This window comes from Leptolyngbya sp. NK1-12 (genome assembly GCF_032598965.1).
Lineage (GTDB): Bacteria > Cyanobacteriota > Cyanobacteriia > Elainellales > Elainellaceae > Elainella.
On sequence record NZ_CP053586.1, the window covers coordinates 1825363 to 1843922 of the forward strand.

An 18560-nucleotide genomic window follows, 5' to 3' on the forward strand; every position below is an offset into this window, starting at 1 on the left:
AATTGTCATTTTCTCTGAGTGAGGAGTGAAGATGTACATCGTGCAGATTGCCTCTGAATGTGCCCCCGTGATCAAGGCTGGAGGCTTAGGCGATGTGGTGTATGGGTTGAGTCGGGAATTAGAACTGCGCGGTCATACGGTTGAAATTATTCTGCCCAAGTATGACTGCATGCGCTATGACCATATCTGGGGACTGCACGAAGCCTATCAAGATTTGTTTGTGCCTTGGTACGATGGCGTGGTTCACTGCACGGTTTACTGCGGCTGGGTGCATGGACGGCTCTGTTTCTTTATTGAACCTCACTCTCAGGATAATTTCTTCAATCGCGGCTGCTACTACGGTGCGCTTGACGACCACCTGCGCTTTGCCTTTTTCAGTAAAGCCGCTCTGGAATTTTTGCAGCGCAGCCACAAAAAGCCGGATGTGATCCACTGCCACGACTGGCAAACCGGATTGGTGCCGGTACTGCTGTTTGAGATCTACAAATATCACGGCATGGAGTACCAGCGCGTCTGCTACACCATCCACAACTTCAAGCATCAAGGCATTGCGGGCGCAAATGTGCTCTGGGCTACTGGGCTAAATAATGAAGCCTACTATTTCCAGTACGACCGCTTGCAGGATAACTTCAATCCCTTTGCCCTCAACTTTATGAAGGGCGGCATTGTCTACTCTAACTTTGTCACTACTGTTTCGCCCCACCATGCCTGGGAAGCCCATTACGGTGAGTTCGGCTATGGCTTAGGGCATACGTTGCATGTGCATCAGCATAAATTTGGCGGCATTCTCAATGGGATTGACTACGATGTCTGGAATCCTGAAATCGACCGCTACATTCCCTATCAGTACGGTCAAGCCAACATTGACGAAAAGCTGAAAAACAAAAAGGCACTGCGCGAACGGCTGTGGTTGGCCCAGGACAATAAGCCATTAATTTGCTACATCGGTCGCTTGGATGATCAAAAGGGTGTGCATTTAGTCCACCATGCCATCTACTATGCCATGCACCGCAATGCTCAGTTTGTGCTGTTGGGGTCGGCTACGGAACCGGGTATCAACAATTGGTTCTGGCATGAGAAAAACTTCTTAAACAATAATCCCGATGTGCATTTGGAGCTTGGCTTCAACGAAGAGCTGTCCCATCTGATCTATGCCGGTGCCGATATGATCGTGGTGCCCAGCAACTTCGAGCCGTGCGGCTTGACGCAGATGATCGGTCTTAAATACGGTACGGTACCCATCGTGCGCGGTGTTGGGGGCTTGGTCAATACCGTATTCGACCGTGACCATGACCAGTTTCACAAACCGGAAGAGCGCAATGGCTATATGTTCTACCAAACCGACCAGCAAGCCCTAGAATCGGCAATGGATCGGGCCATTGGGCTATGGTACCACTATCCGAAGGAATTTCGTCAGCTTGTCAAACAGGGTATGGAATACGACTATTCCTGGAACCATCCCGGCGAAGATTACCTGAAAATCTACGATTTCATTCGCCATCGCTGAAAGAAACCGCGCCCCCGCTGGCTAATTTGCCTTGCATGGCTACACCGTTTTATCAGCCAATGTTTCTCTCGCCTGTTCAATTCAATATTCAGCTAAGCAGGACAAACAGGGGACTTATGCCCCCTGTCTAGTAGCTATTTTTAGAGCATGGTCTCAACTACTGGCAAAAGTGCGAAACTGGTAAAATTAATTGCTCTAATGGATAACTCCAATCATTAGACAATCTGATTCACCGCTCCTGACGTCGTTAAATCGAGAGGAGTTACATTCCTCACAATCGCAACCAAATTCTGGGTTAATATCGACCCATTTGTAAAGAATTGAGTGATGAATGTGTCGCTGACAACGCCATCTCCATCGAAGTCGCCTTGCAGGAAGGTGTAAGAGCCAACGGGATCGATCAGATTCAGCGTGTCACCTTCTCCCAGGTTGAAGTCTTGCAGGATTGCATAGGACTGGTCACCAGTGGAGGTCGGGAGCTGTTTGCCAGCCGTATAGTTAGACTGGAGGTTAAAGACATCGGCACCGACTCCACCAAACAGCGTATCCTTCTCAGGCACCGAAGAAACAACAGCGTCGCTATGGGTGTTGATCGTGTCGTCACCGAATCCACCAGACATGAAGTCGTCACCGAATCCACCTGTGATCTGGTCAGCGCCATCATCACCAAACAGGAAGTCGCCACCATCTTCGCCAAATAGGAAATCATCTCCTAATTGACCGTAGACTGTGTCAGCACCAGTTCCGGCATTGACGGTATCTTGGCCATCACCACCGAACACCCGGTCGTTACCAGCACCACTGGCAATTCCGTCATCGCCTAAACCACCGCGAATCAAGTCGTTGCCATTACCCGTTGTAATCCGGTCGTTGCCGTCACCACCACTAATGTCGTTGAAACCATTACCGGCATTGATAATGTCATCTCCAAGACCACCATTGATCACATCGTTACCAGCACCAGTCGTGATCCGGTCGTTGCCATCGCCACCGTCGATGTTGTTGTTGCCACCTTGGTCGTTAATGACATCATTTCCTGCACCAGCGCGAATCGTGTCGTTGCCTGTGCCGGTTGAAATCGAGTCGTTGCCATCTCCCGCTTCAATCGAGTTGTTCCCGCCCGTCAGATCACGAATGACATCATTTCCCCCATTGCCAATGATTACGTCATCAAACTGGGTGCCTATCAAGGTATCATTGCCGATTGTACCGATGATAGTTCTGCCTGTAGTCATAAAAGTTTCTCCTTTATCTACCTGCTAATGTTCAGGATAAGTGGTTCTACATCCACAAAGATGTAACGAGCGAATTGCCTCAACAACATCAGGAGAGATTCTTTAACCAAGGATGAATCGACAACACTTGGTCAAAGAATCGTACTCGCTGGGTAGCTAGTTATGAGGTGATTTTTGGTTTTGGTATATGCAGCCGGAAATGTATCGACAGCCACCAACTTATTGTTCTACCTAGCTGCTGAGTGGTCCGGAAAAAAATTAGCGCTGTCAATTTTTTTTGTAAATGGCCTTTGCGATATGCTTTTAGAGCCTTGCCTAGCATTACTTCTATCGAGTGGCAAGCGGCTAAATGCGTAAACGTTCTAATAATACTTGTTTTTTGTGAATCATTGCGAACATACAAGATGCAAAAACCGTAAAATTGCGCTGGTAGTTTTCTCGAAATAATCAAAGTTGATTATAGGCTGCATGAAAGTACTGATATAACAACTGCATCTGATATAGCAACTGTATTCGTATACATCCCATTGACGCCGCTTTGAATTTAGAGCGAAATCGAATCTAGATTGGCTACGCGAACTGCTTCAATTCAATTCAATTTGATATCAATTACTCCACTCACTTTTGCCATCACCATCCCCAGGTTCCAGCACCTCCCTTGAACGGTCCCACAATGTTGCTGGTAATCCAACCACCATAAAAATCTCCAGGTTGGGACTGCACGAGTTCCCCATCCACATAGCAGGACTGCATCCGACTGGGGTAGAAGGCAACGTAGTTTCTGATCCCAATAAAATCTGGGGTGGGATTGGGATAAAACCAGGCGGCATTTTCGGCCTGCTGATCGCCAACCTGAATGGTGTAGTAGGCAGCCTGCCCCTTCCATTCACAAAACGTCGAGCGGGTAGTGCGATGAAAATACTCCAGGCGAAGATCTTCCGGTGGGATGTAGTACGACGGCGGATGGCTCGTTTCCAGCACTCGTTTGGCTCGCTGTGTATCGGCGATCATCACATCATTGAATATCACCTGAATATGTTTCGAGGAATCCTCTAACCGAGGCGGACGCGGATAATCCCATACCGATTCCTGTCCAGGGCCAGGGGTAATTCGTTCGCGCACAGCATACTCCTTGCTTTACAACCGACTCTTACTAACCAGGGCAGTTCAACCAAAGCACTTTCACACTAGCAAGTAAAAAGCTACCCATCTATCCATCTACTCACTCCTCCGCCTATTCACTGCTCCCGTCAGATCAGCGATCGCTCCTGACCACTCGACTCTAGCGCATTAATTTGCTGGTTCAGCTCTCGAATCCGCCGTGACAGCAACCGAATAATGTTGACAGCGACACCAGGAGTTTCTTCTATTGCCTCATAGAGTTGCTGTTGGGTCAGCATCAAGCATTCACAGGGTTCTAGGGTTGTTACGGAAGCAGAACGGGGCTCGGCATCCAAAACAGCCATTTCGCCAAAACAATCTTCTTTTTTAAGTTTTACCAGCTCTCGGTCGCCGATGTGAACCCGGACCTGTCCCGAGGCCAGAATATAGAGCGAGCGGCCTTCGTCTCCCTGTTTCACAATCGTGTGTTTTGCTGGAAACGATAGCTCTTCCATGGTGGCAGCCAAGCGCACTAAAAAGTCGTCGCGCAGTTCTTTGAAGATGGGCACTTTCTGAATCAACAATAGCCGCTGAACGCTAGTGAGCATAGCAATGGAAGGACTTCAAATCAGCTCTAAGTCAGAATCGAAATTGGCAAGGATTCGTTCTGTTGCCTGAGGGCGAGGTTTTGGGTTAGGAGGTGGTTCAAGTCCCAATTCTGCCATCATTTGGCTAACTTGAGCGAATACAAGCGGGTCTGGATCGTTGTATAGAGCCGGCAAAACTTGACCCAGCGCCTTGGGCGAGGCTGCCCTCAGGTAGGCTAGCACTGCCTCTCGAACAAAGCCCGTGGGCGATCGCAAACAGGCTAGAGTCTGTTCGCCTGTCAATTTCCAGTGGGCGCGACGAGCCAGATGAAAGCAGCAGGCAATCACCCAGTCCGATAGGAAATGGCGCAGGTCCAGGAGATACCGCAATCGCTGCTGTGGCTTCATGGGCCGATAGGAAATGAATTCTGCCAGATAGCACAGTTTCTCCTGTTTTGACACGCTGTCCAAGATATGCAGTACGGTTTGCTTTTTGGGAATATCTAGCGTGTTGTCTAAAATTTCTAACCCGCGTGCCCGGTCGTCACGAGAGTCAGATTGTAGATTGAAGGCTGCTGCTCGAATTTTGTCAGAGTCGTATAAAAACTGCATCAGCAAAAATAAGCGCTCAATCGCATCGATTTTGCAGCCACGCAAAGCACGGTGCAACAGCTCAATTTCTTTCGCGGTCGATTTGGTAGCTAGGTCGAGGCGGGCGGCATAGATGTGAGCCAAGAACTGCAATTCCTGAATCATCAGGGTCTCAATCCCACTGCGGCCCAGTTCATCGGCCACCGCATCAATCCCTTGTTCTTGCGGCAGTCGCAGCAATACTTGCAGCAGTATTTTCCGGGTTGGTCCCCAGCTCGTCATTAGGCGCGTCACGAGAATATGGATGGCCTCTGGCGTCCCGATCTGCCCGATTGTGCTCCAAGCTTGATTCCGGATCACAGTCGGTTGATAGACATTGTCTGCTAACCGTTGCAGTAGCGGGATCGCATCATTTTCTAAACGGACGAGGGCCTGCTGAGCTGCTTCCCGGGTCGGCTGGTAGTACAGTCCCCGCAGCAGGGCCGGATAATAATCCTCGGCATGGGTGGCAGCAATCGCTTCTAAAACCGCACAGCGCACCGGCAGCGATTCATCTTGCAGCAGAGGTCTAATATACAAGCGCAACGACTGAAGATAAAGGGCATCGGCCAGCGCCAAGCAGCCCATCCGCCGCTCTTGCTCTTGCTTGTGGGTCAACATACGACGCAGAATATCGGTGGCTTCGGCCTTTTGCTGGGGATTGCCGAGGCGCAACATCAACGCCGTTGCCGTGCTGCGAACTACTGGATCAACATCGAGCTGGCAGTAGGGCCGCAACCGCTCTAGATTCGGGACTGGGTCAGTAAGCCAGAAGTAGCGCATTGCGGCAGCCAACACGTCGGGGCGAGACGCCTGTTCCATCAGTGTTTGGATCACCCCAGCATAGGCCGGATCGGGATACTTCAACATCACTTCCAGGCTGCGTCGCTGAAGTTCCGGCGATAGATTCAGCAGTTGAGGAGCCAGAATCGTACTAGCGGTTTTGGGATCGGTGCGAATCAGCAAATCGATATAGGCATCCTTGTCGAATTGGCTATCTGGACGATTCAGCACTTCCCTCAGCTCCCGCTTCAGCCGCTGGGCATCGACCTGAGATAGGCTCAATTTGCCCCAATCGGCGCTGAGTACCAGCACTTCCAGATATTTCGCCCGCATTTTATGTACCGTCAACCACCACAGCCCTGCCAGCAGAGCCGTACAGCCCAGAAACAGGCCACTTTGCCACTGTTGAGCTACAGCAGTTGACCAGGAAAGCTGACCTTGAAACAGCCAAATCACAAACAGCATGCTAACTCCAGTCAAGCCGGTAGCAAGTGGTTCGGCGATTCCCCTGACTTGAGACTGCACTCGACCCCGCTGCACCTCTGGCAACGGCTGAAACAGCACTGGGCTTGTACTAGCGACGAGGGTATAGCGCAACAGTTCATCTACAAACTTCAGCAGGATGACACCCACAAACAACGGCAGCAAGCGAGTCAGCGACAGGCCGCTCAGCAGCAAAATCAGCAGCGGCGGAAACTGAGCCACCCGAAAAATACCAAACCGCTCGATCATCCGCCCTGAGACAAACCATTGAGTAATCAGCTCCAAAATTCCCAAGCAGGCGCTAAACAAGGCAAGAAAATCAGCGATTGTTTCGACGCTGACGTTTTGTTCGAGCTGACTTAGGTACTGAAAATCGAGCAGCAGCGACAGGATTTGCAGCAGCACAAAAAATACAATCACCCAAATGATGTAGCGACGCAATGGCCCCTGCACTTGCCGGTTGGTAAAGTCGGGCGGTTTGTCACTAGTGCGCCGTCGGGATCCATCTGGAAAAAACTGTCGGTATATCTGTGTGAGATACAGCAAAATGGCGGCCCCACCGCACAGCATGGCTCCTGCTAACCAAATCACATTTCCTAAGCCAATCACGCTGCGCAGTAGGGGCAGGGAGAGACCACTCAAAACATCCGCTGCCAAAATACCGCTGCTAATCAACGGGTAGGTGCGCTTAATTTCTCGAATTGTAAAGAGCTGATTGGCCGTAATCGAGGTGTTGATTTCGTTAATCACATAAATTGCTTCCAGCCACAGCCGCATCAAAAAAATCGTATACCCTCCCAACAGGGCAGGATGCAGCTCCAAGCGAAACAAAAACAGCGGCACGGCCATCAACCCAGCGGTAATCACAATCACCTGCCGCAGGGGGAGCCACTTTTGCAGCCAAGCGTAGAGAAACCCAAACCCTGTGCCGATCCCAGCGCTGGCGATGTAGATCCAGGGCAAGGACTCAGCCCCATATTCACCCAAAAACAGCGCTGCCACGCTGACCTCTAGCCAGAGAATTCCGACTGAGCTGAGGGTATAGAAAGCGAACATCAAAAAGGTGCGCTCACTTTCCTCAGGGCGAAGATTCAACCAACTCAGCCATCTTCCCCCAGACCTTTGCCTCTTCTGCTGTGGAACGGGCGTCCGTTCTCGCTTCATGCAGCTCCGTTTCCTTCTTACATCTCTAAAGCACTTCAGTACATCATCCCCAGTAAATCAGATGCCGGTATAAGGGTACACCCCCAGCACCCTGATCTATTGTCTAATCAAAAACCGTTATTCTAACCGCGCCGTTGGGTTTGGTAATAGATTGCCCCTAAATTTTCCAACTCGATTTCTCAAGATTGAGCCGCAATAAAAAATTCTGCCCCAGCGTGCGAATTAGCATGAGGCAGAACTTACAAATTGAGCAAAGCGCCAGTTTGCAGCTTATTTTTGTAACTTGCTGCTGTAATTTACTTTTTAGGAGAGAGCATCATGATCATGTTCTTGCCCTCGCGCTTGGGAGCCTGCTGGATCTCCGCCACATTTTGCAAGTCATTCGCCATGCGCATCAGCAAACTCTCAGCCAGGTCGCTGTGCTGACTCTCCCGACCCCGGAACATGACAGTCGCTTTGACCTTATCGCCGTCACCCAGAAAGCCGGAGGCCCGCTTCACCAGTACCTGATAGTCATGATCCTCAATCTTATAGCGCATTTTTACTTCCTTGACATCGGAAGTATGCTGCTTCTTGCGAGCTTCTCTCGCCTTTTTCTCTTGTTCAAACTTAAATTTACCGTAGTCCATGATCCGACACACGGGCGGATCAGCCTTGTCACTCACGAGCACTAAATCCAGCTCTTTTTCCTCTGCGATCCTGAGGGCTTCGCGAGGAGCCATGATCCCCAACTGGCTCCCATCACTGTCAATCACGCGAATCTTCGGAAAGCGAATCCGTTCGTTGATCGTTGGTAAGTCTCGATTTGGTTTGGTCAGAGCCATGGGCAGTTGATATTTTTGCTGTTCTGTTTCAGTTAAGAATTGCGTTGCAGTTCGTAATTACAAATTGCTGAACGTTACTAAGGTTGAAGTAGATAACAAACATGTTAAGCCCCACCGCTAGAAGTGGAACTATAGATTTGTTACATGCTGTTATTCTAGCCACGTTGCCTGGCTTCCTGTCTAGCTTCGGGGAATGATTTAAGGTTTGGCGGCCAAGATGGGTAGGGGAGGTAGGGGAGATGCGGCTCGTGAGCCTCGCCGAACGAGGGAAGGTGGGGGAGTGAGGGGTGGGAGCTGTCGTTCGGTTAGGGAGATAAAGGGAAGGGTGGAGTAAGGATGCGATGGGTGAGGAACCTGTTTGGATTAGCAGAACTGTGTTTAGAGTCAGTTTGCCCGCTGTGCCAGCGATCTACGGCACGAGTGCTCTGTTGTGACTGTCAACAGCGGCTTTACTGCCTGCGCTTGGCTGGGTCTGAGCAAGGTTGGCAGCCGCCGCTACCAGTTTTAGCTTGGGGAGCCTATGGTGGCGCTCTGAAACGAGCGATTGCCGCCTTGAAATACGAGCAGCAAACCCGGTTGGCCCAACCTCTGGGGCATGAGCTGGCTCAGCTCTGGCTAAATTTTGCCGCGTCGAAGAAAAAATCGCTGATGGTAGTACCAATTCCGCTGCATGCCGCTAAACAGCAGCAGCGTGGGTTTAATCAGGCAGAGTTAATCGCAAAGGCATTCTGTCAACACACGGGCTTACCGCTACAATCCCACGGCCTCATCCGCAGTCGCAGCACCGAGGCTCAGTTTGGGTTGTCTGCCACTGCCCGCGAGCACAATTTGGCCGGAGCCTTTGAGCTGGGTGAACCGTTCAAGACAAAATCGCCACAGGCTGTGCTGCTGCTTGATGACATCTATACGACTGGAGCAACGGCGAGAGCGGCGGCCTACACATTGCGACGCCATCAGATTTCGGTCTACGGCATTGTGGTCGTGGCTAGGGCACTATCGTCTGTCAGGACAGAGGCTTAGAGGGGGTGAGCAATCGAACTAGTGGAAGCTAATTTTGTGGTGCCGAAGATAGGGGCTGGGTCGAGTCCGGCAATCTGCTGAAACTGCTCTGGCGTGATCGTGCTGACAATTGGCTGGTTTTCCCAATCCTTCAACCTACTGTGGGTGCGGATCAAGAACTCCATGCCTCGGGTTAGAGGCACCATCAACCATTGATCGATCAAGGTTTCCACCAATGCCAACTCAATCAACGCATGAGGATAAATTTGCAGCAACTCTTCTAGGTACAGATCAAATCGATGGTCCTCATTGCCGCCAAGCTGATAGCTATTGACGATGTGCTTCACGCGCTGCCGGTTTAGCTGTTCTCGAATTTCCATGCCCGCCAATCCGAACCAGATGTTTTTTTATCCTACCGGAGTCGTTGCCATTCGATGCTGAAAAAATCCCGTTTTTTTGTACAACGTAAAATTGTCGCCTGTGAAAAGATTTCGCCAGTGTAGGAAAGCTAGTCCTCTTGCTTGATGCTGGCTACTTCCTCCTAAATGTACTTCTCAAACATAATGCGTTGAGCTAACGTTTAGAGGGCACAGGTTTGCGGGCGCGGATTGAGAAGGAAAACTATGACCGGAGAAGAGTTGCACCAGCTATTGCTAAGTAAATGGGGCCGTTCGTTTGATGTGCAATTGCGGCGTACCCAGGGCAAGGTGTTTCTGCAAATCATGTGGAAGTATTTGGAGCAGGCGTCTTTTCCGATGACAGAGGCAGAGTACCTGGCTCATCTGGAGGAAGTAGCAACCTACATCAATGCCTGGGGCTGCACCGCGCAAGTGCAAAATTTTGTAACGCGAACTCGAGAACGTCCCCGCTTAGGCAAGGCTGTCAATATTCCTATTGACCTAGGCGAACGCGCTTCTGAGTGGATTGTAGAACAGTAGACGCAGCGAAATTTCAGGCTTACTTACACGATAATTTCACAATTGTATGTAGACAATGGCAGCCAAGAGCATTCTATTGCTCATTCTTCTTGATGACAACGATTAGGAGAGATACAGGTGACTACTGCCGTTTACATGACAATTTTTACAATCGCCGCTTTCAGCCTCGCCGTCTTGCTATTTGGCTGGAATGAAGACTAATTCTGCAGCTATGGAGAATAGCATCATGAAGCAATTGGCACTCTTTCCCGCTCCTGATCCGGCAAATCCTCTGGATCTTCTTCCTCGTCTGCAGGCAGCAGTGGCTCCTGAAGCGGGATTTCGGCAGCGTTGATCATGGCCCCCAAAAAGCGAATTTGGTCGGATTCGACGAATTCTCGCACTGTTTCATTCAACAGCCCTTCTTCGGTGTAGCCGGGACGGGTGACTAGGGCAATGCCGTCTGTATAGGGTTCTAGCAATAAGGCATCATTGCAGCGGTTAAGGGCAGGCGTATCAAGAATCACCAGATCGAAGCGTCCGCGCGCATCCTCTAGCAATCGCCGCATCTCGCTCGACTCTAGAATGGCTGCCGCATGGCGCTGGGGGCCGGCACTGGGCACTACATAGAGGTTCTCAATCTCTGGCACTAACCGAACACAGTCGCTTAGATTGCCGTAATAGCGCAGGGGTTCGACCAAGCTCTCGGGATCGACGGCCAATTTGAATGCCTGAACTTGGGAAGCGGCTCGCAGATTGGCTTCAATCAACAGCGTCCGTTTTCCAGCCCTGGCTGAGGCAATCGCTAGATTGTAGGCCGTTACCGTCTTACCTTCTCCGCCGATGGTGCTGGTCAACAGCATCACCTTCAGCGCTTTGCCGCCGCCGATCCGCCGTACCGTACTGCGCAGCCGTTCGTAGGCTTCTAGATACGGCGATCCCGGTTCAGCCACCACAGGCACCCAATCGGTTTCGTCTGGCAAGAGGGGTAGAATGCCCAGTACAGGGACTTCTTCTTGTTTAAGTGCACCCTGGACATCTTCCACGGTGTAGAAAGTAGAATCGAGCGCGCCCAACAGCAGCACCAATCCGGCCCCAACCAGTACGCCAACACCGCTACCCACCAGCAAAATCACCAGGCTACTCAGCCCGGTTTGAGGAATCAGTTCGGCTTGGGCTGGTTGCACCACCACCAAACTACCGACTGCCTCTTCCTGAGCCAACCGGGCATCGGCAAGGCGTGCCTGAATCTGATCGAAGAAAGTTTGTTTCAGCGCCACTTGCTGCTGCAACCGCTGTTGCTCAAGCTGCTTGTTGGGAATGCTGGAATACTCTTGCCGCAGCTCTTGTTCAGAGCGGGTCAAATTAGCGAGCTTTTGTTGCAGGGCATCTCGCTGGGTTTTCAGGTTGATCAGGTTCGTGGCTAGGGTTTGCCGGGCTGGATCCAGGCTGCTGGCTTGCCGAATTGCTTCACTGGCTCGTAGGGGAGCTGCTACTTTGCCACCGCCAATCACCTCGGTGACGCGCTGTTGTAGTAGGGTTTCATAGGAATCAAGCTGATTTTGCAACTCCACCATTGTCGGGTGGTTGGGGCGGAGGGTTTTGGCGAGAAGCTGCTGCTGCTGCTCAGCCTGGTAGATTTTGACCCGCAGATCGGCAAGGATGGGATCGGCACTGAGGGCCGAAGCAGCATAGGCTTCGTCGGGAGACATCCCGAGGCGTGATTGCAAACTGCGGAGTTGGGCGTCAATCCCGGCAATTTCTAGACGCAACTGGCGCTGCTGTTGCTGGCTGCTAGTCAAGGCTTGCAGGAGATTACCGCTTTCTGCCGATTGAATGGCGGTTCCTTCTCGCTGCACATAGCGCTGCAGATTCTGCTCGGCCTGTCGCAGTTCCCGGTCCACCTTCGGCAGAATTTGATTCAGGTTCTGGATAATCCGGTCGAGCTGCTGCGTATTGAACTGACGACTCTGCTCGACCATTGCCTCCATCAACGCATTGGTGACGCCAACCGCTCGCTCTCGCCTGCCGTCCTGATAGGACACTAAAACCCGCAGCCCCTGCCCTGACGAAGTTTTTTCTTTGGCGGGTGGCGTCGTGCCTTCAGTCATAGGACCATCGATCACTACACGGGCCTTTATCAGAATTTCCTCTGGCTGTACCGGGATTTGCTGGGTTTGTAAGCGTTGGGTCGTGATTGTCAGGACGTTTTCCGACAGCAAAATCTCCTTGGTCACAGCCTGCCCTTGCTGCTGGAGGGCGGCCCCCGTGGCCGAGAAGGTGTCAGGCGGAGCACTGTAGGTTAGCATGCCGCGCGCTTGGTAGCTCTCTGCCGGAGGCGATTGCATCGCTGCAACTACACCCGAAATGCCGCTGACTAACACAAAACCCGCTAAACCGGCCCACTTATGCCGCTCTAGCGCAATCACATATCGTTTAACAAAAGGGGGAATCATGGCTTTTACTCAATCTTTGGATGAACTTCCCGCAGGGGCAAACAGGTTGGATGCACTATCCACAAGCGATTGGAAAAATAGAACGAAACCCAAGATGTCTCGGAAGGGTTGGGTAAAGTTATTCAGCGCGTAGGTGACACGGGCTACGAAATTGCGTCCCACGACAATCACGTCATTGTGCTCTAGCATCGGATTCTGCGACTGATCGCCCATCAGAGCCTTTTTGCCATCTAGCTCCTGGCTCACAGCCTTTCCTTGTTGCACATCGAACCGGACTAGGGCAATGTTGCGCAGGTCGGCACTGCCAAGATCGAGGGAAAGCGTTGATATGGCATCGACAAAACTACTGCCATTTGGTAGCTGGACGCTGCCAATCGAGCCGCCGCCCCGTGCTCCAGTTGCGTAATTGAGGACGCGCACGTTGATTTGGGGCTGGGCCAGGGTTGAACGGGCAATCAGGTTGCGGTCGTAGTCAGCGTTGGCAGTTAAGGTTGGGACGACAATCGTATCGCCATCGGCCAATTGCAGGTCAGGAATCGGTGAGGCCGTTTGCAGCGGCGTAAACAGATCCACGTCTTTCTCGACAATCGACCCATCCACAAGCTGGCGACGCACTCGCACCGTCCGCAAATCGGCTCTTGTGGTGGCGCCTCCTGCCGACACCAGCGCTACCGAAAGTTGGGGAGCCGCCAACGGATACAAACCAGGGCGAACCACCTCACCCAACAACGTTACCTGCACGGGACGCTGAGCAATCAAAATCACATCCACCTGCGGATCAACAATGAACTGATCCAGGGCAATGCGAATTTGCTCCCGCGCTGCGGCGACCGTTAATCCTTCTAGCGTCATGGCTCCCACTAGGGGAATTAGCATGCTTCCTTCCAGATCAATCGTGTTTTGAAACGACAGGTCAGGAAAGCGCAGCACATTCACAAACAGCGTGTCACCCGGACCGAGCCGGTAGGCAGCAAAGGCATCTTGACCAGAATTTTCACCGAGTTCCGCATCAGGTGTATTCTCTAATAAACGCCGTCTGGCATCTTCTAATAGCGCACGAGTTGAGGCAGGTTGGGCGATCACAGGCATCGCTTGAGCAGCGACAGGAGCGTGCCACATCATCCCAAGCAGGATGCTCGGCAAAGCAGCTACAACACTGTATAGCGAGGATAGGGCACAGAGACTGAATCGAGATACAACGGGACGTAACAGGGTAACCATAGGGGCAAGGTCAACAAATTAGAAGCTTGACGGAGTTGTAAAAATTAAAATCGGAACAGCCCTGATCAAATTGGAAAGCTAAAACTAATTAATCAGTGAACTGAAGATAGATAGATCAATATACAAATGTAGACATGGAAATCGAGGTAAAACTGTCTGCCTGCCCAACTGTGTCGTTTCTTCGCAGCGATTTCATCAGCGTTGTTTGCACCAACTGAGCCAAAGCTTTGGCTTCCGCTTCTGCCGTCTCGATGTCCCCCAGCGGCTTAATCGGTATCTGGATGCTCACCGCTACCCAAGGTAAATGCTGGCGATGACGCAATTGCTGAAGTTGATCGGCCCAGAACCAGTGACTGGGAGCAGGATGGCCTCCATCTGGCCAAGCGTACCATTGCATCACCGCATCGGTTCGTCGCTGGGTCCAGCCGCGAAAGAATCGAGTCTTTACGGAGTAGGTTCGGTTGGGCTGAGATTGACTACCAGCGACGGGCAGCATAAATTCGAGTGTCTTGCGTGAATCAGCCGTCCACCGTCGCACTCCATTGATATCCATCCAATCCACCTGCGGCAAATCTCGTGCCCAGGTCTGGGGCCGTAACAATAGCCAAATGGGCTGTGAATCCACCTGCAAATTAACTTGTGAATCCATCTGTGAATCTACTGTGGCTGGAACAATTTCCTGCGCCGACCATTTGTGGCCGCCAATTTCGACGGTTCTTTGGCTGAGAGTTTGCCAACCCGGCAACGACAGACCGTTTTTTTGCATGTCCTTGAGTTGCTTGAGTTGGATGATTTCTGGTACTTTTTGCCAAGGCCATTGACTTGTCAAGTAGCTGGGAACTGCACCCGCTAAAGCAATTGCCAAAATCATTAAAACGACGAGTTGTTTGATCAAGGTTGATCGATAGAAGGAATCAAGTTGAGATGGCAGCATGATTTGTTTCGCTAATAATTTAAGCTTCTGACTCTAATGCATCACCTGATTCCGTTTCCAATGCAGGAATTAATTCATCTGTGACAACCCAATGATTGATTCCTTGCAAAAGAAGAAGTAAAAGCCCTAACATGGCGGTAGAATAAAGATCGCCGCCCCAACCATCGTGTAGCCAATCAAATGCCTGCGCCTGTCCAGTACCGTGAAAGAAGGTTAATAGCGTATTGCGAATAATGTTGGCCGTTACGCTCAGAGCAATCACACCGCTGTAGAACCAGATCACCTTGGTGCGAGACTTCCAGGCTCCAGTCCAGTAGAGTAAGATCAGGCCGACATACAGGCTAGTGAACAACATCTTGAGGCCAGCGCAGTAGGGTGCTACCTCAACAATCCGGTCATTCACAAACAGGTAGATCTGATCTACCCGCACTTCCATACCAATCTGGGACAAAATAAACCCAGCCATTCCAGCAATGAACTGTTGCAGCGGCAGCGTGTAGGGTGCTATCAGGTAGGGAATTTGATTCGGCGTTGCTAACAGAACCAACAGCAGCGAAAACGCTTGAAGCCGCAGACCCGGCACACCCTTGAACCACAGACAGAGACCAGCCAGGATGACAACCAGCGATAGATTCACCAAGTCAGTCAAATTACTCAGATAGCAGCCAACCCCAACCACCAACAGCCCTAATCCGGCCATGTGAGTTTGATTCGGTAACTGCTGCCATTGCTGTCGGTTTTGCCAGACTAGATAGGTCGCAAATGGCAAGCCAATCAACCCGTGGCTGAAATACTCATGCTCGGTGCTGATGCTTTTGTTGAGCCAGCCATCAACCCAGTGCAGTAGCAATGGAACATAGAGCAGCACCAATATTACCCCGATTGCTGTTTCAGGATAATGACGCTGAAAACGCTCAAAAATAAACACCAGCTTGCGGCTAATCTGCATGATTGTTCGGAGGCATTTGGCTTGATTGCAGCTTCCTTAGAATGCCCTAGAAATGCGATTGAGCAACAAGCTGGAGGAGGGTGTTGGGGGGGTCAGTTGGAAATCAACGAAGGTTCAACGCTGGAACTATCGGGTAGGCGCGTGTGGCTGAATTCAGCCTCAACAAGCGAGCCAATAGCGGATACCACTCGATGAATTTGCTCGTCTGTTAAGCCTGGATACATCGGTAAAGAAAGGATGTCTTGACTTAATGCTTCGGCATGGGGAAAATCACCTGCTCGGTGACCCAAGCAATGGAATGCCGGTTGTAAATGGCAGGGAATTGGATAGTGAATACCGGTTTGAATTCCCATTTCGGCCAGAGCTGTTTGCAGTGTCGTCCGCTCGATAGGGCTAGCTTCAGTAACCCGAATCACATAGAGGTGATAGACATGGCCCGCATCACAGTGATTTTCAATCGGAACAATGCCATATTCAGCTAATGGTTTTAGCAAAGCGTCATATTGGCGAGCAATCCGGTTGCGGTCACAGTTCCAGTCATAGAGGTAGGGTAATTTGGTTTTGAGGACAGCGGCCTGAAGAGTATCGAGACGGCTGTTAGTACCAAAGTCAGTATGAAAATATTTGCGAGTTGCGCCGTAATTACGTAGAGAGCGCATGGTTTGGGCAATGATTTCTTCTCGTGTCACCAGCATACCGCCATCCCCAAAACCGCCCAAATTTTTGCTGGGGTAGAAGCTAAATGCAGCAGCGATGCCAATGGAGCCAGCTCGATACCCTTCCCGTTCGGCTAGGTGGGCTTGAGCTGCATCTTCGAAAATCAGCACATCGTAGGTGCTTGCCAGATCCAGCAGTCTTCGCGGTGATACCATCTGGCCATAGAGGTGGACCGGAATAATTGCTCTGGTGCGGGTTGTAATTGCTTTTTCGGCAGCCATCAAATCGATCAAGGCTGTTTTAGGATCGCAGTCTACAAACACAGGTGTGGCTCCAGAGCGCAGTACACCAATCAGCGTCGCGACGAAGGTATTAGCCGGCAGAATTACCTCATCACCTTCGCCAATGCCGCATGCTTGCAGTCCCAGAGCAATGGCATCGGTTCCAGAGGCGACCCCAACCCCGCAGGTTGCGCCACAAGCAAGGGCAAAGGCAGTTTCAAACTCGCTCAAGGCTTGCCCTAAGACATAGTCTCCCTGGCGAATCACATCCTGAACGGCTTGCTCCAGCTTGGCTTGAATCGGCTGATGCTGAGCAGTGAGATCAACGAATGGAATAGTGGAATGGTGCATGGCGAAAACATTAACGCGACGGAGAGTAAAACTTGGAAAGAATTTGCCTAACTGCGGAACTATTTGGCTGGACGTTGGTTCGTTATCCCAGGCTGCATTATGGCAGGCATTGAAGGGAGGCTTACTTTAGTTATGCCGAATTATTTGTAATTTTTAATACTCGATAATAGTAAAGTCTTTGTGAAAATCGACATGGCGTTTGGTCTAGCCAAGATCTAAGCAAAACTGTTAATAGATAACTTCATCAACCTACTGAAAAGTACCTACTCAATCTGACGTCAGGCGCTAGAGTAGGCGGCGGTTTTGTCGTAATTTTGCTGGCAATTACCGTAATTTTTGATACTCTCAGGGATGCTGTGTTGATTGCAATCTACTGATTACAAGCCGTAGGCTGGTTCAACGTTGCTAGACCTGTTTGTGAGATGCGATTGTTAAGTTTCCGCGGTAGACGCTACCTAAAGACCCCCTAACGGCTTTCGAGTTCACTCGTTAGCTTAGGCAGATCCTCCAGCAGAAAAACGGTCATTTGACCGTTGTGGGGCTTGCCTTCTGGTGTTTGCACCGTTTCAACCCAGTAGCCGTAGCGTTCTCCCTGTCGTACTTCTCCCTGAATAAACCGCAGCAACGGCGCATTCTGACTTTCGGCTCGGCTCAGCATTTCAGTGGTCGGGTATTGATACACCACCTCAGCTTGTTGGTAATCCTGATACACCCCATCGCCATAGATAATGCCCAACGCTTCCTCCAGACGCGGCTGACTGACGCCATACACCATATCAAATAAGGTGATGCTTTCACTGCGGATAATGTCTCTGCGATCGCCGGATACAGCTCGACCTGGAGAAGTAATCGACGCTTTAAAGATAAATCGCCGAGAAGGACTGTCCGTTCTGCGGACTAGCAGGGTTTCGCCGGGGGCTGGTTGAATCGTCGGATTGGTTTGCATCCAGGTAGCAACCTCCGTCACCGTCTGGCCCGGTAAGGCTTTAACCGGACTGCTCAACAGCAGAACAATACCAACGGACAAACTTGACCACACTCCAACTTTGCTCATCACAGGCTTCCTTGGATCCGAGAAATTCGATTGCGATAGATACAGCGTTCTTCACTCATGTGAGGTATGAGGGGTGTGGAGGCTTCGCCCCCACGCAGGGGCACTGCCCTTGCACCCCGTTTTTCGTAATTCACCAGCCTGAAAAAGGCTGTAATGAAGTAGACAATAAATCATTGAATTATAGAGGTAGATTGCAGCCTCTCCAAGGGATGCTTTCATTGTTCCCGATTTTTGAGGCTGAATTCGATAGCGTCAGAAATGCTAATGGTTAGAAACCGCGTGTACACAGACAAAACTCGGCTTCGCGGGTTAAGGTAAACTGTTGAGATTGGCTGGTGCGCCTCTCAGTTTATGACTCGGTTCACTAGAGTGGCCGAACCTGTTTTAGCTGTCCAGGAAGCTATCCTTTTCCTCCTTGATTAACTTG

At 50.9% G+C, this 18560-nt stretch carries 15 protein-coding genes; 3 read left to right on the top strand and 12 right to left on the bottom strand.

Features of this window, described 5'->3' with window-relative positions:
• Nucleotides 1-31: 31 nt before the first annotated feature.
• Nucleotides 32-1507: a glycogen synthase GlgA gene (glgA, locus tag HJG54_RS07305; RefSeq protein ID WP_316434204.1), complete on the top strand. Its 1476-nt coding sequence runs from the start codon at nucleotides 32-34 to the stop codon at nucleotides 1505-1507.
• Nucleotides 1508-1722: 215 nt separating this feature from the next.
• Here the strand turns inward: glgA and HJG54_RS07310 are convergent, their stop codons facing one another.
• From HJG54_RS07310 to infC, 5 genes are all read right to left on the bottom strand, one after another.
• The gene (locus tag HJG54_RS07310) at nucleotides 1723-2742 is read right to left on the bottom strand and encodes a calcium-binding protein (protein ID WP_316434205.1); all 1020 of its coding nucleotides are present in this window, start codon (nucleotides 2740-2742) and stop codon (nucleotides 1723-1725) included.
• A gap of 630 nt (nucleotides 2743-3372) precedes the next feature.
• Complete coding sequence (locus HJG54_RS07315; RefSeq protein WP_036005740.1) at nucleotides 3373-3864, bottom strand: DUF427 domain-containing protein; 492 nt, start codon at nucleotides 3862-3864, stop codon at nucleotides 3373-3375.
• A 128-nt stretch (nucleotides 3865-3992) separates the two neighbouring features.
• A complete protein-coding gene (locus tag HJG54_RS07320) occupies nucleotides 3993-4451 on the bottom strand; it encodes a Crp/Fnr family transcriptional regulator (RefSeq protein ID WP_316434206.1) in 459 nt (152 codons plus the stop codon).
• Nucleotides 4452-4466: 15 nt separating this feature from the next.
• Complete coding sequence (locus tag HJG54_RS07325; RefSeq protein WP_316434207.1) at nucleotides 4467-7382, bottom strand: MFS transporter; 2916 nt, start codon at nucleotides 7380-7382, stop codon at nucleotides 4467-4469.
• A 404-nt stretch (nucleotides 7383-7786) separates the two neighbouring features.
• Nucleotides 7787-8314 carry a translation initiation factor IF-3 gene (gene infC / locus HJG54_RS07330; RefSeq protein ID WP_106406778.1) on the bottom strand — a complete coding sequence of 176 codons (528 nt, stop codon included), beginning with the start codon at nucleotides 8312-8314 and terminating at the stop codon, nucleotides 7787-7789.
• A 336-nt stretch (nucleotides 8315-8650) separates the two neighbouring features.
• Between infC and HJG54_RS07335 the strand changes: the two genes are divergently transcribed.
• Nucleotides 8651-9334 carry a ComF family protein gene (locus HJG54_RS07335; RefSeq protein WP_316434208.1) on the top strand — a complete coding sequence of 228 codons (684 nt, stop codon included), beginning with the start codon at nucleotides 8651-8653 and terminating at the stop codon, nucleotides 9332-9334.
• Here the strand turns inward: HJG54_RS07335 and HJG54_RS07340 are convergent.
• The gene (locus HJG54_RS07340; RefSeq protein ID WP_316434209.1) at nucleotides 9331-9693 is read right to left on the bottom strand and encodes a hypothetical protein; all 363 of its coding nucleotides are present in this window, start codon (nucleotides 9691-9693) and stop codon (nucleotides 9331-9333) included. The genes HJG54_RS07335 and HJG54_RS07340 overlap by 4 nt on opposite strands.
• A gap of 243 nt (nucleotides 9694-9936) precedes the next feature.
• Here HJG54_RS07340 and HJG54_RS07345 point away from each other — a divergent pair, with 243 nt between their 5' ends.
• A complete protein-coding gene (locus HJG54_RS07345; RefSeq protein ID WP_036005727.1) occupies nucleotides 9937-10251 on the top strand; it encodes a DUF3067 family protein in 315 nt (104 codons plus the stop codon).
• Nucleotides 10252-10475: 224 nt separating this feature from the next.
• Here the strand turns inward: HJG54_RS07345 and HJG54_RS07350 are convergent, their stop codons facing one another.
• From HJG54_RS07350 to HJG54_RS07375, 6 genes are all read right to left on the bottom strand, one after another.
• On the bottom strand, nucleotides 10476-12686 hold the full coding sequence (locus tag HJG54_RS07350) for a polysaccharide biosynthesis tyrosine autokinase (RefSeq protein ID WP_316434210.1): 2211 nt from the start codon (nucleotides 12684-12686) through the stop codon (nucleotides 10476-10478).
• A 9-nt stretch (nucleotides 12687-12695) separates the two neighbouring features.
• Nucleotides 12696-13907, bottom strand: a complete 1212-nt coding sequence (locus HJG54_RS07355) for a polysaccharide biosynthesis/export family protein (protein WP_316434211.1) — start codon at nucleotides 13905-13907, stop codon at nucleotides 12696-12698.
• A gap of 115 nt (nucleotides 13908-14022) precedes the next feature.
• A complete protein-coding gene (locus HJG54_RS07360) occupies nucleotides 14023-14841 on the bottom strand; it encodes a cyanoexosortase B system-associated protein (RefSeq protein WP_316434212.1) in 819 nt (272 codons plus the stop codon).
• A gap of 19 nt (nucleotides 14842-14860) precedes the next feature.
• Nucleotides 14861-15790, bottom strand: coding sequence for a cyanoexosortase B (crtB, locus tag HJG54_RS07365; protein WP_316434214.1), 930 nt, complete (start codon nucleotides 15788-15790; stop codon nucleotides 14861-14863).
• Nucleotides 15791-15882: 92 nt separating this feature from the next.
• Nucleotides 15883-17079 carry a DegT/DnrJ/EryC1/StrS family aminotransferase gene (locus tag HJG54_RS07370; protein WP_316434215.1) on the bottom strand — a complete coding sequence of 399 codons (1197 nt, stop codon included), beginning with the start codon at nucleotides 17077-17079 and terminating at the stop codon, nucleotides 15883-15885.
• Nucleotides 17080-17545: 466 nt separating this feature from the next.
• Nucleotides 17546-18133 carry a hypothetical protein gene (locus tag HJG54_RS07375; RefSeq protein WP_316434216.1) on the bottom strand — a complete coding sequence of 196 codons (588 nt, stop codon included), beginning with the start codon at nucleotides 18131-18133 and terminating at the stop codon, nucleotides 17546-17548.
• Between the last annotated feature and the right edge of the window lie 427 nt (nucleotides 18134-18560).

Excerpts from the sequence above, each read along its gene's own strand:
- HJG54_RS07325 (WP_316434207.1), bottom strand. The coding sequence starts at position 7,382 with ATGTTCGCTTTCTATACCCTCAGCTCAGTCGGAATTCTCTGGCTAGAG.
- infC (WP_106406778.1), bottom strand. The coding sequence starts at position 8,314 with ATGGCTCTGACCAAACCAAATCGAGACTTACCAACGATCAACGAACGG.
- HJG54_RS07375 (WP_316434216.1), bottom strand. The coding sequence starts at position 18,133 with ATGAGCAAAGTTGGAGTGTGGTCAAGTTTGTCCGTTGGTATTGTTCTG.
- HJG54_RS07345 (WP_036005727.1), top strand. The coding sequence starts at position 9,937 with ATGACCGGAGAAGAGTTGCACCAGCTATTGCTAAGTAAATGGGGCCGT.
- HJG54_RS07310 (WP_316434205.1), bottom strand. The coding sequence starts at position 2,742 with ATGACTACAGGCAGAACTATCATCGGTACAATCGGCAATGATACCTTG.
- crtB (WP_316434214.1), bottom strand. The coding sequence starts at position 15,790 with ATGCAGATTAGCCGCAAGCTGGTGTTTATTTTTGAGCGTTTTCAGCGT.
- HJG54_RS07335 (WP_316434208.1), top strand. The coding sequence starts at position 8,651 with ATGCGATGGGTGAGGAACCTGTTTGGATTAGCAGAACTGTGTTTAGAG.
- HJG54_RS07360 (WP_316434212.1), bottom strand. The coding sequence starts at position 14,841 with ATGCTGCCATCTCAACTTGATTCCTTCTATCGATCAACCTTGATCAAA.
- HJG54_RS07340 (WP_316434209.1), bottom strand. The coding sequence starts at position 9,693 with ATGGAAATTCGAGAACAGCTAAACCGGCAGCGCGTGAAGCACATCGTC.
- glgA (WP_316434204.1), top strand. The coding sequence starts at position 32 with ATGTACATCGTGCAGATTGCCTCTGAATGTGCCCCCGTGATCAAGGCT.
- HJG54_RS07370 (WP_316434215.1), bottom strand. The coding sequence starts at position 17,079 with ATGCACCATTCCACTATTCCATTCGTTGATCTCACTGCTCAGCATCAG.
- HJG54_RS07350 (WP_316434210.1), bottom strand. The coding sequence starts at position 12,686 with ATGATTCCCCCTTTTGTTAAACGATATGTGATTGCGCTAGAGCGGCAT.
- HJG54_RS07320 (WP_316434206.1), bottom strand. The coding sequence starts at position 4,451 with ATGCTCACTAGCGTTCAGCGGCTATTGTTGATTCAGAAAGTGCCCATC.
- HJG54_RS07355 (WP_316434211.1), bottom strand. The coding sequence starts at position 13,907 with ATGGTTACCCTGTTACGTCCCGTTGTATCTCGATTCAGTCTCTGTGCC.